Source organism: Stieleria neptunia (genome assembly GCF_007754155.1).
Taxonomy (GTDB): Bacteria; Planctomycetota; Planctomycetia; order Pirellulales; family Pirellulaceae; genus Stieleria; species Stieleria neptunia.
In genome coordinates, this window is sequence record NZ_CP037423.1 from 778,805 (window position 1) to 795,668 (window position 16,864).

General features: G+C 61.5%; 6 protein-coding genes. 3 read left to right on the forward strand and 3 right to left on the reverse strand.

The window, feature by feature from the left end:
* Positions 1-6: 6 nt before the first annotated feature.
* Positions 7-5,352, reverse strand: coding sequence for an aminotransferase class I/II-fold pyridoxal phosphate-dependent enzyme (locus Enr13x_RS02820; RefSeq protein ID WP_145384593.1), 5,346 nt, complete (start codon positions 5,350-5,352; stop codon positions 7-9).
* 422 nt (positions 5,353-5,774) lie between these two features.
* Between Enr13x_RS02820 and Enr13x_RS02825 the strand changes: the two genes are divergently transcribed.
* Positions 5,775-7,979: an efflux RND transporter permease subunit gene (locus tag Enr13x_RS02825; protein WP_145384594.1), complete on the forward strand. Its 2,205-nt coding sequence runs from the start codon at positions 5,775-5,777 to the stop codon at positions 7,977-7,979.
* A 102-nt stretch (positions 7,980-8,081) separates the two neighbouring features.
* Positions 8,082-11,237 (forward strand): error-prone DNA polymerase, encoded by a 3,156-nt coding sequence (locus tag Enr13x_RS02830; RefSeq protein WP_145384595.1) that lies wholly within the window; start codon positions 8,082-8,084, stop codon positions 11,235-11,237.
* 293 nt (positions 11,238-11,530) lie between these two features.
* Here Enr13x_RS02830 and Enr13x_RS02835 read toward each other — a convergent pair whose 3' ends face one another.
* Positions 11,531-12,322 carry a hypothetical protein gene (locus Enr13x_RS02835; protein WP_145384596.1) on the reverse strand — a complete coding sequence of 264 codons (792 nt, stop codon included), beginning with the start codon at positions 12,320-12,322 and terminating at the stop codon, positions 11,531-11,533.
* A 238-nt stretch (positions 12,323-12,560) separates the two neighbouring features.
* Positions 12,561-13,796: a lipid-A-disaccharide synthase gene (locus Enr13x_RS02840; protein WP_145384597.1), complete on the reverse strand. Its 1,236-nt coding sequence runs from the start codon at positions 13,794-13,796 to the stop codon at positions 12,561-12,563.
* Positions 13,797-14,113: 317 nt separating this feature from the next.
* Between Enr13x_RS02840 and Enr13x_RS02845 the strand changes: the two genes are divergently transcribed.
* Positions 14,114-16,795 carry a peptidoglycan DD-metalloendopeptidase family protein gene (locus tag Enr13x_RS02845; protein WP_145384598.1) on the forward strand — a complete coding sequence of 894 codons (2,682 nt, stop codon included), beginning with the start codon at positions 14,114-14,116 and terminating at the stop codon, positions 16,793-16,795.
* The last annotated feature ends 69 nt before the right edge of the window (positions 16,796-16,864 follow it).

Sequence of the window (16,864 nt, forward strand, 5' to 3'; positions counted from 1 at the left end):
TGCTGATCATGCGCCAATTCCGATTTGGTCGCCGATGTAATCGAAGACTTCCTGCAAGGTTGGGAAATCGTCCAGCGTCAGGTTCTCATCCGGCGTGATCTCAAAGTGCTGTCCGAGTTCGCCGAACAATTGCGCTTTCTTGATGGAGTCGATCCCCAAGTCGGCTTCCATGTCGGCGTCCATCTCGACGAACTCCGGCGGGTATCCGGTTTGTTCGACGATGAAATTGACTAAGTAATCCTGCAGGTCGGTCTTGGTCCAATCGTGTGGCCCGTTCGACTCCGATGGTGCAACGGGTGACGCCGCCGGCGCCGATGCAGTTGTTGACACAGTCCGTTCTGTCGCTGACATCGTCGGTGCGGTCGCTGCAACGGTCGGAGCCGCAGCCGTCTGACCGGCCGGAGGTTGCTCCGCGATCGGATCCGGCATCGGGCTCTTGCCGGCCAACAGCGATTGCCACTGGGCGATCGGAACGCTTTCCGCTTGGACGGCTTGCAAGTCTTCGGCCAGGGCATCAATCGTCGTGCGAATTTGTGCTTCGGTGTGCCGTGCGGTGATCATGAAACGCAACCGTGCCGCGTCGTTTTCCACCGCCGGATAGACGATCGGCTGGATGTCGATGCCGCGGCTGAGTAAACGACGTGAGAGCAGCAGCGCGGTGTGCGAATTTCCGACCATGATCGGAACGACCGGTGTGTCGCCGGCGGGGCCGGTGTCCAAGCCACGCTGCCTGGCCAGTTCCAGCAACAGTCGGGCGTTGCGTTGCAGTTTGGCAACTCGCTCGGGTTGTTGCTGCAACAGACGCAGCGACGCCAGGGCGGCTCCGGCGCTGCCCGGTGAAAGGGCGACCGTGTAGATGAATCCCGGCGTGCTGTATTTCAAGTACTCGACCAACTCGCGACTGCCGGCGACGAACCCCCCGCCACTGCCAAACGCCTTGCTGAGTGTCCCGACCCACAAGTCGATTCCACTCGGATCGAGATGGAAGAACTCGGGGCTGCCGCGCCCCGTCGTGCCCATCGTGCCGATGGCATGAGCGTCATCGACCAACAGAAACGCGTCGTGTCGTCGCTTGATGTCCAGGAATGCCGGCAGGTCCGGATGATCGCCGTCCATGCTGTAGGCACCCTCGATTGCGATCAACGTGCGGCGATACTTGTGCCGGATCTGCTGCAATTGCCGATCCAGCGCCGCGGCGTCGTTGTGCGGAAAACTCAGCCGCTGCGCCCCCGACAGTTCGGCGCCTTGGATGATGCAGTTGTGGGCAAGCGAATCGTGGATGACCAGATCGCCGGGGCCGAACAGATGGCCGATGATCGATTCGTTGGCGGCATAGCCCGACGAAAAAACAAGTGTCGCCTCGACTCCCAAGAACGCCGCCAATTCGTCTTCGAGTTCGCGGTGCAGCGGCTTGCCCGCGATCAGACGGCTCGCGGACACACTGGTGCCGTAGCGATCGATCGCGTCTTTGGCGGCGGCCGAGACGATCGGGTCTCCGGACATGCCCAGGTAGTTCGAACTGCAGAACGTGACGACCTGTTTGCCGTCGACCCGCGTGGTGTCTTGGGTGACGCATTCGTGTTCAGCGAAATAGGGCATGCAGAGCCCCGCCAAATCGAGCAAGTCTTTGGTGCGGCTGATCCGTTTCGCGTCGGGAGTCAAATCCAGTTGTGGATCTTCCGTTGATGTCGATCGATTCGCCGCAGCGCTGGGGTCGTCCGTAGCGCTGGGGTCGTCCGTTGGATTGGGTGGGGCAATCGTTGTCGGCGCAGCGGCGGGCGGCTCGCTCGTCGCTACGGCTGGTGTGGCAACCGGATCACGGTTTGTTTCGACCGCTGGTGCTGGTGATCCTTGCGGCGCGGCGAGGTAGTCGAAGATCTGCTGCAGCGTGGGGAAATCGTCCAGCGTGAGCGTCTCGTCGGGGGTGATCGAGAAGTGTTCGCCCAGCTCGCCGAACATTTGAGCTTTTTTAATCGAATCGATTCCCAAATCCGCTTCCAAGTCGGCGTCCATCTCGACGAATTCCGGCGGATATCCGGTTTGTTCGACGACAAAACGCGTCAAAAACTCTTTTAATGCGTCGTCGGACAGGCCGGTCGTTGCGGGGTGGGGCTGCGGGTGATGCGCCGTGTCTGCCGCGGCCGTTTCTTTCGATGCCGACTCGACGTCGCAGCCGCGAACCGGTGGTGGAGCGATCGGCGCTGGGTTGATCGGCGCTGGGGCGATCGGCGCTGGGGCGATCGGCGCTGGGGCGATGCTCTGGCGAGGGTCGCTGACTGCAGCGGGAGCGCTCGTCGGCGAATCCGACGCGGCGACGGACTGACGCATCGCCTTGTCGCGCATCAATTCCTTTCGGCGTCGCGTCGCGTCGACGATCGTCACGCCGTCGACCACGTGGCAGTCGTAGGTGGCGTCGGCGGTCACTGGGGCCTGGGATTTGGGGGCCTGGGATTTGCTGGGAGCATGCACTTTCGCATCTCGTTGGAGAAGAATGTGATAGGCGGTTCGACGTTCGGCATTATGAACGGCGGTGACGAGGCGTCCGCTGCGGTCGGACGCTTCCAGCGGCTGGGGCCGGGAGGCGACATCGAACAGCGGGTTGGATTCGATCAACGGCAACGGGTGGGTCAGTCCAAACGTGGCCGTCGTTTTCAGGTGTTGAAGTTCCAGAGTCGATTTGATCAGCGCGGTGATCGCCGAGGCGGCTCCGAGGTGACCAGTTTGTGTCATCAGACAATCGAGGGAAATGGGACGTTGCCGAGCGCGCTCGGCGTAGGCGTGGTAGATCCCCTCCAATTCTTCCGCGGTCCGCTGGATGCAGGCGACCGAGGTGGTTTCGATCCGGGCGACGTCGCCGGTTGCCAGCGGTGCGTCCCCGCGGGTGGTCCGCCCAAAGGCGTCGCCGATCGCGCGTTCGGACGCTTCGGACTGGCTGTCGGCGGTGGCGACCCCCAAGGCTTGAATGATACCCAAAACGTTGCGTTTTTGTCGTTTCGCGTCGGCCAGCCGCATCAACAGCAGCGCCCCGCAACCCTCCGCCGGCACCATCCCACCGGCCGCGGCGTCCAGCGGCGAATGGGGCGTCCCCTTGGCGAGCAGTCCGGCCAGCCCCACTCGTTCCAAAAAGGTCGCACTGAGGTCTTCCTGGCCGCCGACGCAGACCATCATGTCGCAGGCCCCCGTGGCGAGTTGGTCGACGCAGCACATCAACGCCGCCGCAGACGAACAGGTCCCCGCGTCGACGGCGACGCCCCCGCCCATCAGATTGAACGATTTGGTGATGCGCGACGCCAGACTGCTGCTGGTAAAACTGCCGGTTTCGTCCAGTAGCGCCGGCATCGCCTGGATCAGCGTTTCGGCAAACTGCCCGCTGACCGCTTCGCACTGCCGGGGATCGCACCCGAGCCGGCCGAGCAGACGGGTCAGACGCCGTTGGAATTCCGGCAATCGCAATCCCATCAGCAACTGGGTCGCGAACTCGCCGCCGAACGGCGAGCCGACCACCACGCCGATGCGATCGGTCGCGTCACGGTCCAATCCGGCTTCACGGAAGGCCTGGTCGACCGCATCCAGGATCATGAACTGCAACGGGTTGGCGTTGGCAATCTGTTTGGGCGGAATCTTGTGCTTGCGCCAATCGTATTGAAATCCCCGCACGACCCCCGCCAGGTTGTTGATGCAGTGCCAAGGTCTGGGGCGGGAGGGATCGAGGTAGACGTCGGGGTGGAGGCGATGTTCCGGAATTCTTCCTTTGGGGTCGTCTCCGCTGATCAGCAACTTGGCCAACGCGTCGACGTTCAACGCGCCCGGCAACACGGCGCCCCGTCCGACAACGGCGATGGCTTCGCCAGGGGTTGCCCCGGCGCGGTGAACGTTGGCGATGCGTTGCCGACGGTCGGTCGGATGCGTCACATCCACACCGGCATGCAATGCCGTCCGGGATCCGTCGCCGACGAACTCTTCGAGCACGACGTGGACATTCAGGCCGCCGATGCCAAATGCGTTGACCGCGGAACGCCGTGGCACGCCGGGGGCCGGTTCGGGCCAGTGCTCGGCTTGCATCGGCACATAGAAGGGCAGCGATCCCCAGTCGATCGACTGGTTCAACTGTCTGACGTTGACCGCCGGCGCGATGGTCTGGTGACGCATGCACAGCGCGGCTTTGATCAGCCCCGCCAGTCCGGCGGTCTCCAGCGTGTGACCGATATTCGCTTTCACACTGCCGATCGGAATCCGGCTGCCGGCGGGAAGCTTCAATGCCTCGGCCAACGCGGTGAGTTCCGTGGCATCGCCGAGTTGTGTGGACGTCGCGTGTGCTTCGATGTATTGCAGGTTTCCTGTCTTCAGGTCATCGCCATAGGCCCGGCGGATGGCCGAAATCTGGCCTTCTTTGCGCGGCGCCCACAGGCTCTTGCCCTTGCCGTCAGACGAGACTCCGATGCCGCCAATGACCCCGTGAATCCGGTCGCCGTCGCGGACCGCTTGCTCAAGCGTTTTGAGGATCACGATGGCGTACCCTTCGCCGACGACCAGGCCGTCGGCATCGTCATCGAAGGGGCGGGACATCACACTGCTCAGCGATTGGGCCTGGGAGAACATCACCAGGGTTTCGAAATGGCACACCGATGCGCCGGCGACCATCGCCATGTCAATGCGGCCTTGTTGCAATGCCAACACCGCCTGATGGAGGGCGCTCAGCGAGGACGCACAGGCGGAATTAAACGTCATGCAGGGACCGCCCATGGCAAAGGTCTCGGCCAACATCGCCGAGGCCACGTGGGGGCCCAAGGCGGGACGCCCTTGTTCGTCTCGATGCGGCATGTCGCGACGCACTTCCGAGACGAGTTCGTCGATCACCCGTTGATGGTCAACATTCAACTCGCGGAACGATTCCACGTCACCCAGCAACCGGGCCGATTGTGCGATGCAAGTTCCATAGGCCAGATCGCCGGCCAGTCCGCTGCTGCGGGAGTGTCCCAAGTAGACGCCGCCGGATCGCCGTCTGGCGGGATAGAGTTCGGCTCCGGAATCGTCCAAGGCCTCTGCGGCCACGTCGCACAACGTGCGGTAGGCCCCTTCGGGACAACCTTGAACCGCCGCGGGAAGCGAATCGTAGTGCCGGCCACGAGCGTTTTCGTTGACCAGGCAACCGATGTCGCAATAAGAACGGTTGGGGATTCCCCGCCGCGGATCGAAGTAGAGCGTTCGGTCGAAACGAGCCTCCGGAAGCGGTCGGGCCGTCGCGACGCCGTCGCGAATGACCTTCCAATAGCCCTCCAAGTCATCGGCCCCTGGCAGTCGACACGCCATGCCGACCAACGCGATTGGCTTGTTTGGCGGCGAGGTTTGCATGGGCTCTCGGGGTGTCTGCGAGCGAACGAGGCCTCCATAGTAATGGGGGGTGAGGTCTCGTCAATGAGAAATCTTGGCCGCGCGTCGCCACGTCACACTTCGCGCGCAGGTCGAGCTTGCGAGGCTAAAATCACGGGCATACGTGTTGGTGTACAGGCTTTAGCCGCCGCCTCTCGCTGCTCCGCAGCGACCAGGAATCGCCTGCAGGGACCGTCCAGCTTAAGACGATCGCTTTTCTGATGTACGATGGCCCTTCCGGGCCGTCGCCCGTGGGGCTCTGCGCGACGACCTAGAAAGGACGTCGTACAACGGTCCGCTGACCACGTCACACTCCATCGGGGAGATCATGAGGATTCATCGCGTTTCGCATCGTTCTTTAGCCGCCAATTGCACCGTCTCGTCCAGCCCCATTCAGCCCCGCCATGCGTTTGACGCTTTTTCATCGCAGTCTGATCGCGCTGGGGTTGATTCTCCTCCTCGCGCCGCTGGCGATCGTGGGGGCCGGTCGCAGTATGGAGGCGATGTACAACTCGCCGGTCATGTGGATTCCGCCGGAGAGCGAAGAGCGGCGTCAGTTTTTTCAATTCGTCAACGACTTTCGAACGCACGACGTCATCCTGGTTTCCTGGCAGGGCTGCACGGTCGACGACCCGCGGTTGGATCGGTTTGCCGCGGCGTTGTCGCGCGCCGACGGCGGGCACGCCGATGTCCATTCGGAGGCACTTTTCCAACGCGTGTTGTCCGGACGATCCTCCCTCGCCGCACTGCAGACGCCGCCATTGGAGCTGAGTCGCCGGCAAGCGATCGAGCGGCTCCGCGGTTCGTTGATCGGCCCCAGCGATATGAGTTGCGCGATGGCGGTGTTGACGGCCGATGGGGCGGTCCGCCGCGATGCATCGATCGCCAGGATTCGGTCGGTGTTGCAAATCGATCTCGAACTGTCCGCTGATGAGTACCACATTGGTGGAACCCCGGTGATCGGCAAAGCGATTGATGACGCGAGTGTCGATTCGATGCTCTGGCTTTCCCTTCCATCGACTGCGGTGATTGTTTTGCTGTGCTGTCTGTTCCTGCGCTCCTGGCGAATGATCCTGTTGGTCTTGGGCGTCGGGTTCTTCGGCGAACAGCTGGCGATCTCGCTGGTCCACTTTACCGGGCACACCATGAATGCGGTGTTCGTGGTGATGTCGCCGCTCATCTTCGTCCTTTCCGCGTCGACCGGCATTCATCTGTGTAATTACTACCGTGACGAAGTCGACGCGCGCGGTGTCGCCGGGGCGGCGGAGCGGATGCTGACGATTGGATGGAAGCCCTGCCTGTTGTCGGCGACGACGACGGCCGCGGGATTGTTGTCCCTGTTGGTCAGCGACATCTCGGCGGTGCGGCAATTCGCGTTGATCTCGGCAGGGTGTGTGTTGCTGACCACCTTGCTGATGTTGCTGACCCTTCCCGGCGTGCTACAGCGGTGGCCCCAGACGAGGCGGGACCGGTCTGGCTGGATGGGAACGTCGTTGGCCGCGTTGGCATCCGTCGTGGTCCGCCGCCGGTCACTGATCGCCGTCGCCGGCCTCTCGATCATGGCGCTCACGGCGCTCGGGCTGGCCCGATTGCGGACCACGGTCGAAGTGTTCGATCTGTTGACGGCCGACCATCCGGTCATCCAAGATCACCGCTGGTTGGAATCCGAGGTCGTTCCGTTGATCCCGGTCGAAACGGTCGTCCGATTTGACGCCGCGTCGCCGATGACGTTGTTCGACCGGCTGCGGTTGATCCGTGAAATCCACGTCTCCGCGGCCAATCAACCGCCGGCTCGCGGCGCGACTTCGGCGCTGACGTTTCTGCCTTCGTTGCCGACATCCAACACGCTGCGCGCTTCGATGCGGCGGAGCGTGATCTCAAAACGGTTTCATCAAGATCGTGTTCGGCTGGCGGAACTCGGGTACTTGCATGAAACGCCGGACGCGCAACTCTGGCGGGTCACCACGCGTGTGCCTGCCTTTGAACAGGTCGACGCGTCGGCCTACCTGTCCGATTTGGTCGCCGCCCACCAGGCGGTCCTCGATCGGGGCGTGGTCGACCGGCAGGACGTCGCGGTGACGGTGACGGGCGTGATGCCGGTCATCGAGAGTGCTCAACAGATGTTGCTCAAGGACTTGATCGGCAGTTTCTTCACGGCGATGCTGGTCATCGGTGCCGTCATCCTCGTTGCGCTCGGCAGCCTGCGTCTCGGTCTGGTCGCCATGATTCCCAACGTGTTCCCGATTTGCGTGCTGTTCGGCCTGATGGGATGGCTGGACCAGTCGCTGGATATCGGGGTGATGATGACGGCCAGTGTCGCATTGGGAATCGCGGTCGACGACACGGTCCATTTCCTGATGTATTGCCGTCGCGAAACGGCCGGCGGCACAGCGCCGACCGATGCGGTCGCTAAAACGATCCAGCACTGCGGCAGCGCGATCACGCAAACCACGATCGTGTGTGGATTGGGATTGCTCGTGTTCGCACTCAGCGACTTTGAACCGACCCGGCGATTCGCCTGGATGATGTTCCTGCTGCTGACCGCAGCCCTGGTGGCCGATTTGATGTTGTTGCCTGCGCTGCTGTGCAGTCGCCGCGGGAAAACCTAGCGTTTGGTCAAGGATTCAAAGTGGGGTAAGCTTCCCGCTTGCCATCTCGTTTCACTCGTCAAACGCAAGCTGGAAGCTTACGCCACTTCAAACCGTTGTGTCATGCGATACGTCGAACTCCACTGCAAAAGCAATTTTTCGTTCCTGTGCGGTGCCTCGCATCCCGACGAACTCGTCACCCGGGCGGCGGATCTCGGCTATGACGGAATCGCCTTGACCGATTCGGAAACCCTGGCCGGCGTGGTGCGCGGGTTTGGCGCCGCGCGGGACCTGAAATTTAAATACATCGTCGGCGCCGAAGTCCATCCGATCGATGCGCCCTCCATGGTCCTCTGGCCGACCGATCGGGCCGCCTATGGACGCCTTTGCCAATTGCTTTCACGCGGTCGCCTGCGGTGTGAAAAGGGACACTGCGAGTTGAGCTGGTCCGACATTGTCGAACTCGGCGAAGGTTTGATCGCCGGGGCGTTTTCGTCGCAGCACGCAACTGCCCGAGACGAGGACCCCGTCGCTGAAAAAGGACCTCAACAGGCACGCCCGGATCTGACACTCGAATTCCTCCGCGGCGAGTTTCGCAATCAGTTCGGTGATTCGGCTTACCTGCTGTGCTCGCTCCATCATGGCGTCGATGACCGCGCGACGATTGCGCAAATGCGCACGCTGTCGTTGCAGTCCGGCGTGCCCCTGGTCGCGTCCGGCGACGTGCACTACCACACCGCCGATCGGATGTTGATGCACGATTGCGTGACCGCCATCCGCAACGGCACGACCATCGACCAGGTGCACGAACAACGTTTCGCCAACAGCCAGCACCATCTGCGACCGCTGGCGGAGATCGCGGAACTGTTTCGCGATGTCCCCGAGGCCATCGAGCGAACGGTACAAATCGCCCAGCGATGCACGTTCAGCTTGGCTGAATTGCGATACGAGTATCCGCAAGAAATCGCCCCGCCGGGCATGACGCTTTTGGAACATCTGAAACGGCTGACCTGGGAAGGGGCCAAACAACGTTGGCCCGGTGCCGTGCCCGATCGCGTCATCGAACTTCTTAAACACGAAATCGAACTGATCGCGGAACTGCATTACGAAGCCTATTTTTTGACCGTTTGGGACATGGTGCGATTTGCACGCAGCCGAGACATTTTGTGCCAGGGCCGCGGCAGTGCGGCCAATTCAACGGTCTGTTATTGCCTCGGAATCACCAACGTCGATCCCAGCCAAACCGACTTGCTGTTCGAACGATTCATCAGCCGCGAACGCAACGAAGCACCCGACATCGACGTCGATTTTGAACACCAACGGCGTGAAGAGGTGCTGCAGTATCTGTACGACAAATACGGTCGCGATCGGGCGGGCATGACGGCCACCGTCACGACCTACCGCAGCAAGAGCGCGATCCGTGAAGTCGGCAAGACACTCGGATTGTCGGCCGATCTGATCGACTCGCTGTCCAAGATCGCCAGCAGCTATCGCAGCGACGATGCGCTGCCGACCGGCATGGCCGAATGTGGCCTGGATCCGGAATCCCCGATCGGGCAACGATTCAGCTATCTCGTCCGCACGCTGGTCGGATTTCCACGTCACCTCTCCCAACACGTCGGGGGCATGGTGATGTCGGCCGGCCGGCTGTGCGAGTTGTGTCCGATCGAAAATGCCGCCATGCCGGGGCGAACGGTGATTCAGTGGGACAAGGACGATCTGGATGAATTGGGGATCCTGAAAGTCGACGTGCTCGCGCTCGGCATGCTGTCCGCGATCCATCGTTGTTTTGGCTTGGTCGCCGATCACCATGGCGACGCCTGGTCGCTTTCCACGCTGCCACACGGCGACCGACCGACCTATGACATGATTTGTCGCGCGGACACGATGGGCGTCTTTCAGATCGAAAGTCGCGCCCAGATGAGCATGCTGCCGCGTTTGCGCCCCCGTTGTTTTTACGACTTGGTGATCGAAGTCGCGATCGTGCGGCCGGGACCGATTCAAGGCGACATGGTTCACCCGTTCTTGAAAGCCCGCGACAACCCCGACGCCGTCGTCTACCCCAACGATGCGATCCGCAACGTCTTGGAAAAAACACTCGGCGTCCCGATCTTTCAAGAACAGGCGATGCGGTTGGCCGTCGTCGCCGCGGGATTCACCCCCGGCGAAGCCGACCAACTGCGTCGCGCGATGGCGGCTTGGCGGCGCCCCGGCGTGATCGACAAGTTCCGGATCAAGCTGCTCGAAGGGATGCAGGCAAACGGTCTGACCGGGAAATTTGCCGAGCAAGTGTTCAACCAGATACGCGGCTTCGGCGAATACGGTTTCCCCGAATCCCATGCCGCCAGTTTCGCGCTGCTGGTCTACGCCTCGTGCTACCTGAAGTGCCATTATCCGGCGGCGTATTGCTGTGCGTTGCTCAATAGCCAGCCGATGGGTTTCTATGCGCCGGCGCAGTTGATCGCTGATGCCAAGCAGCACGGCGTGCAAGTTCGCTCGGTCGATGTCAACCAAAGTGATTGGGAATCGACGCTTGAGCCCGACCCTAATCGCAGCGGCCCGGCAATCCGTTTGGGGCTGGACACGGTACGCGGACTGCGCGCCGATGCGGCCGAATCACTGGTCGCGGCGCGGCAACAATCCGGACCGTTCCGCGACATCGCCGACCTGGCCAGACGTGCCGGCATCGGCCAGGCGGTGATCTCATTGCTCGCCGATGCCGATGCACTGTCGAGCATCGCGGGGGACCGCCGCGCCGCCATCTGGCAATCGCTCGGTCAAGCCGACAAGCCCGGCGACGCACCGCTGCTGGATGACGTCGATGACGACGAAGCGTTACCTGAAGACCTGATTCCGATGTCACCGCTGGAAGAAGTGTACGCGGACTACAACACGACGGGACTGAGCTTGAAGGCCCATCCGATGTCCTTCGCCCGCGAGGAACTCGATCGGCTCCGCTGCGTGACTTCCGCACAGCTGCCCGAACTTCGCGACGGCCGGCACGTCCGCGTCGCCGGCCTGGTGTTGATGCGTCAGCAGCCCAGCACCGCCAAGGGCATCACCTTTGTCACATTGGAAGACGAAACCGGTTCGGTCAACCTGGTGATTTTCCCCAAGGTCTGGCAGCGGTTTTTCAAGGTCGCCAAGACCAGCAATGCCTGGCTCGTCGACGGAAAACTGGAAAACCGCAGCGGCGTCATCCACGTGATCACCGGCCGCATCACCGATCTGTCCTCCCAAGTCAGCGGCCTGCAACTCCGCACCCGAGATTTCCGCTAACCCTTGGGGTCGGCTTCCAGCCTGTCATTTCGCCTTTGACACCCACCGGGGTGTTTCTTGTTAGCGGAAGGGCGCGAGCCCTCCGGTCTTTCACGATGCAACCGGACGGCTCGCGGGCTGTCGTTTTTGTGAGCCGCGACGCGTCAGCGGCCGGGCATTGCGACGCCCGCCCGAGGCCTTACGGCCAACGGCTCACCATTGACTCAGTAGAACCCGACTAAATCAGCGGCCCGCCGAAAGTTGACTCACGGCGGCGAAGCCGTCGACTTCGCCGAACGACTCGATGGCGTTCGCTACAGCACCGACTCGGCAACGATCCGCTCACGGTACGGCAAACAGGTTTCGACGTACCACTCCGACGTGCCCCGATCCTTGTGGACCAAGTACTCCAACACGATCCGAAGCTTGTACGCGTCTTTCGTGTGGTCGGATGCCAAAACCACTTCGGCTTTCTGGCGACCATAGTGACTGAAGACACGTACCGGACGCCACAGCACCCATTCTTTGTCGACCGGATACTTGACCAGACCGGTGATCGTGGAGTTGTCCTCATCTCCCGGAGGCGAAAACTCTTCACCACGCTCCTGGGCTTCCTTCATTTGACGTTCCATCTTCAGCCGCTCCAGCTCGTAGGTCTCCTCCAGCGGCATCGTTTTCAGGTAGCGATTGACGTAACTCTTCTGAAGTTCCTGTGCATAGATCTCGTTTCCGCTGCTGGCCACCCGCACGAACTGGCGGGCAAAGTATTCCGCTTGTCCGCCCAACGTGTTCCGCTTGAGCACGTAGCGGCCGACACCCCAGGTGCCAAACAGCACCGCCAACACGATCCCGATCCGCGCGGCTGTCGTGCCAACCGGCACCGATTGCGAATCGCTTCTCCGCAGCGCGAACATGCCGAACAGCACCGCCGCGATCGCAAATCCGACCATCGGTAACGCCACGATCGTGAACCCGCTCAACAGCGACAACAACAGCGCGACGAAACCGGAGATTCTCAGCGGAGCATCATCAACATCGGCTTCATAACCCGCTTCGCTGCTCATCACAGCACCGAGGGAACGCGGTGGAGTCGTTTCGGTCGTCATCAGGATGAAAAGATCAATGCGGTGGGGGGATCGATTGAATCAACACGCCGTGACTGGCCCGGCCGGACGAAGGGTCACAGTCGAAACAGTACGGTTTCCGGCGGCAACCGGTTTGCCCACCACACCCAAGAATTCACAAAAAAAGCCGGCTACCACCGTGGGAGAGGCTTTCAGCCTGTCGAAATGGAGGGAAAGGGAGATGGGGAGAGCTCTGTTGCGGTGATACCGAAGCAAGCCACTATGCCGCCCGCTTCGGCAAATCGGCCACCGCATCGGGCGCCAAAAGCTTCAATAGCTTCGCCGCGGCCCGGTCGCATGCCCCCGGTTTGGCGTACCGGTCCCGCAACCCTGCCAACTGCCGACGTTTCATCGCCAGATATTGGGGGTCGTTTAACATTCGCCCGACCGTCGCCACCAGGAAATCCTTGGCCGTGGCGGGGTTGCCGACGGAGACGATTTCGGGGAACACCCGTTCGTTGCTGCCAGCACCATCGCTGCCCGGCCCCGAGGCTTCCGGCATCAAATTCGGCAGCGTCATGCTCTCGACTTTGACGACGCATTTCCCGAAGGCGTACAGGAATCGACCGACACGGTAGACCACTGCGGCAGGGGTTTGCCGAGCCATCAATTCCAGGCTGACTGAGCCGCTGACCATCATCGCACAGGCGGCATGTTCGATGACTTCGCTGGTCGCGCCCCAGTAGAAATCGATCGGCAGCGGCCGGCCCGATGCCGCCGTTTTGGCAGCCGCTGTCGTTTTGCAGAACTCGAAATGTTTTTCACGGTACGCGGCGACCGCAAACCGCGTCTCCGGGTTGGCTGCCGATAACTCCGCGATCGCATCGAGCATCACCGGCCAATTTCGATGCACCTCGTGCGTCCGCGAGCCCGGCAGCACGGCCACCGTTTGGGCTTGGGGGGCCGCCGCGGTCAGGGATTGCATCAACGACGCATCGGGCTGCGATTCGCTGACGGCGTCAAAAAACGGGTGGCCGACGAAGCTGGTGGGAATCCCGTGACCGCCGAAAAACTGTTCCTCGATCGGCAGCACGGCCAGCACATGATCGACCGTCGCTTTCATTTTTTTGACCCGCCAGCCGCCCCAGGCCCACAACTGGGGAGGGCAGAAGTAGATCACCGGGATGCCGTATTTCTTAGCACGCTTGGCGATGTGCCAGTTAAAACCCGGGAAATCGACCAGCACGACGGCATCGACCCCACCGGCGGCAAAAATCGCTTCGGCCTGATCGGCAAAACCAAAGAATTCCCGCAGCTTGGGAAGGACTTCCAAGATTCCGACGACCGCATGCTCGGTCAGGTCCAAATCCACCGCGCATCCGGCCCGACGCATCTCCTGGCCGCCAAAGCCACGGATCGTCAACTCCGGCTGCCGGCCCTTCAACGCCCGAATCAACCGAGCCGCATGCTGATCGCCACTGGGCTCGCCCACCGAAAAGAAGATTGTCTGGTTCATGCACCCCAAATAGTCCAAATTACCCCGCCGAGTCAACAGAAACCGCCGCCAGCCGCAGGTTTCAGAGGCCGCGCGGGCAACGCTGTGAAGCATTTTTTAGCGGTAGGGCGCGAGCCCTCCGGTGTTTTGGCAAAGAGGAAGAACCGGAGGGCTCGCGCCCTGCCGCTAAAACCTCGAGAAACACAAGTGGAAAATGCTTCACCGCGCGGGAGTTGTCTGGTTCGATTACGATCTTTGCTTGACGTTTGCAGCCCCCCGGGGAAAACCAACCGGGAAAACCAACCGAGCCATCCACCCGCCTCGACTTCGGCACCGACATGATTTGGAACCACCGGCAACGCAATCACCCGATCCCGATGCGTCGGATCGAGCGACTGGAATCACGATCGTTGCTTGCGGCCGATTGGGGGGACCCGGTGGGCGATTGGCAGATCGATCCGATCGCCGAACATGCCCATCACGATTCGGTCTTGTCCGGCGACGGGGACGTCCACACCGCTCACCAGCAGTCTGGCCTGCTAGCCGCGGATGTTCCGCAGAACGCCTCGATGCCCAACCTGCGTTTGATCACCGGATACGTTCGCGACGGGCTGGGCAATCCGATCGCGGCGCCGTTTTTAGGTCAGCGTCTGGCGATTCAAGTTCAATTCGAAACGACAGATCTGCCAGCCGGGGAGACCTATGCGTTTCACTTCACCGTGGACGGGGTCACGCTCGGCAGCGGAGTCGTTGGGACCGGCGCGGGGCAATCGATCTACACCGGGTTTCGTTGGCGGGCCGGCTGGTTTGCGACGCCGGGCACCCACAACGTGGTCGTGACCGTCGACGCGTTTAACACCATTTCCGAAAGCGATGAATCGGACAACACGTTCAGTTTTAGCTTCACCACCGGCCAAGCGACGTTTGCCCAGCCGTTGATCTGGCCGGTGGAAGGCGTCCCCTACTCCGACCACGCCTTCCTGAATTACGTCGACGTCGATCCGACAGCGGGAATCCGAGACTTTCGTGGTGGCAGTTATGCTTACGACGGCCACTCGGCGTGGGACATTGCCGTGCGGGGTTACGACGAGCAAGACGCCGGCATCGAAATCTATGCCGCCGCCGACGGAGTGGTCACCGACACCCATGACGGCGAGTTTGATCGACAGACCAATCTGGGGTCCACCTTCCCTCCGGTCAACTACATCGTGGTCGATCACGGCGACGGCTGGACAACCAGGTACGTTCACCTGCGTCGCGATTCGGTCCAAGTTGCCGTCGGGGACGTGGTCTCCGCCGGCGACAAACTCGGCTACATGGCCAGTTCCGGTTGGTCCGATATCACGCATCTGCACTTCGCCCTGGAACATCACGGGTTCTCCGTCGAACCCTGGTATGATCCCTCCGTTTTCCTGGACGACTCGGTCGCTTCGCTGCACTACATCGGCGAGAGCCAATCCGTGCTCAGCAACGGGATTTCCAACGTTCCCGTCGCGGCGCATGTCCGTGAAGGCACTTCGCAGGTCGGCGTTTTTGAGCAGAAGTCCGGACAGCTCGTTTACACTTGGAATTGGTTTTCCGGTGTCGAGCGGGGCGATGTGATCCACTTGGATTGGCGACGTCCCGACGGATCGGTGTTCTGGGTTGATGAAACCACGGCGGGGAACGATTGGGCACATCAGTGGCGTTGGTTTTCTTATCGCTTTCCCACCATGCCCGAACTGGGGACGTGGACCATTGATGTGCTCGTCAACGGCGTCAAACTCGCCGAGCAATCCTTCGTCATCGCTCCCCAAGGTGTTCCCGAGGCTCGTGTCTTGCAAGGCGGCGCGTTGATCGTTGATGACCGCGTCACTCCGATCGATTTTGGGACGGTCCCGCAATCGTCGTTCGCTCCATCTCAGAGCTTTATCGTCGAAAACCATGGCGAAGCGGTTCTCAACATCGGCGACGTCTCGGTTCCGGCCGGCTACACCATCACCGATCCGCTTCCCGCTTCCTTGGCCGCCGGTCAATCAGACACGCTGACGGTTCAACTCTCGACCACGACAGCGGGACAATTCGCCGGTCAGGTGCGAATTGAAACCGACGACGATGACGAAGGCGTTTACGAGTTCTCGGTGGAAGGAATCGTGACCTCCGCCACGCAGCCACAGCAGTTGATTCTGGGGATCAACGAGCGAAAAGAATCCGAAGGGGCGACGCTGTTTGGCAACGTCCGCCGCGGCGACCAGGGGACGGGGACGTCGCAACCGTTGGTGGTGAACCTGACTTCGGATTCCGCGTCGGTTTCGGTTCCCGACTCGGTCACGATTCCGGCGGGCAGCGATCGCGTGATCTTTCCGATCGTGACCACCGCCGACGGCGTGATCACGGGTGATCGGGTCGTGCAGCTTTCGGCGACGTCCGCGGTCACACCGGCTGCCCACAATGAAGTGCTGTTGATTGACGTGCCGTTGCCGCCGACGATCGCTGCTGTCACGGTCAACGACGGAGACACGTCTCGGTCGTCGTTGGATTCGGTGGCCATCCGGTTTGACCAGGTCGTGAGTATCGATGCATCTGGACCCGATCCGGCGGTTGAAATTGTCAATCGAGCCACGGATGCTTCGCTGCCGATTGGCGTGTCGGCATCGATCGTGGACGACAAGACGGTTCTGGAAATCAGTTTTTCGAATCCGGCGGCGGTCGCTGACGGCAATTACGTGCTGAACCTCAACGCCCAGTTGATCACGGCATCCGGTCTTCCACTCGATGGAAACCGAAACGGTGTCGTTGACGCAGCCGACGATTTTCAGTTCGGCGCCGAGTCGTCCGACGCGTTCTTCAGGTTCTATGGCGACACCGACGGCGACCGCGATGTCGATGGACAGGACTATGGTTGCTTTGGACTCAGTTTCTTGAAATCGACCGGGCAGGCGGGTTTCGACCCCCGCCTGGACGCTGATTTTGATGGCGACGTGGACGGGCAGGACTACGGTCGATTCGGAATCCGGTTTCTGCAGACGTTGCCCCATTGACGCGCGGTACACGGGGTCGGTACACGGGGTTTTGTCGGCTTTTCTGAGTCCATGGTGACGCCCACGCAC

Coding starts and splice junctions, on each gene's coding strand:
- Enr13x_RS02820 (WP_145384593.1), bottom strand. CDS start 5,352: ATGCAAACCTCGCCGCCAAACAAGCCAATCGCGTTGGTCGGCATGGCG.
- Enr13x_RS02825 (WP_145384594.1), top strand. CDS start 5,775: ATGCGTTTGACGCTTTTTCATCGCAGTCTGATCGCGCTGGGGTTGATT.
- Enr13x_RS02830 (WP_145384595.1), top strand. CDS start 8,082: ATGCGATACGTCGAACTCCACTGCAAAAGCAATTTTTCGTTCCTGTGC.
- Enr13x_RS02835 (WP_145384596.1), bottom strand. CDS start 12,322: ATGACGACCGAAACGACTCCACCGCGTTCCCTCGGTGCTGTGATGAGC.
- Enr13x_RS02840 (WP_145384597.1), bottom strand. CDS start 13,796: ATGAACCAGACAATCTTCTTTTCGGTGGGCGAGCCCAGTGGCGATCAG.
- Enr13x_RS02845 (WP_145384598.1), top strand. CDS start 14,114: ATGATTTGGAACCACCGGCAACGCAATCACCCGATCCCGATGCGTCGG.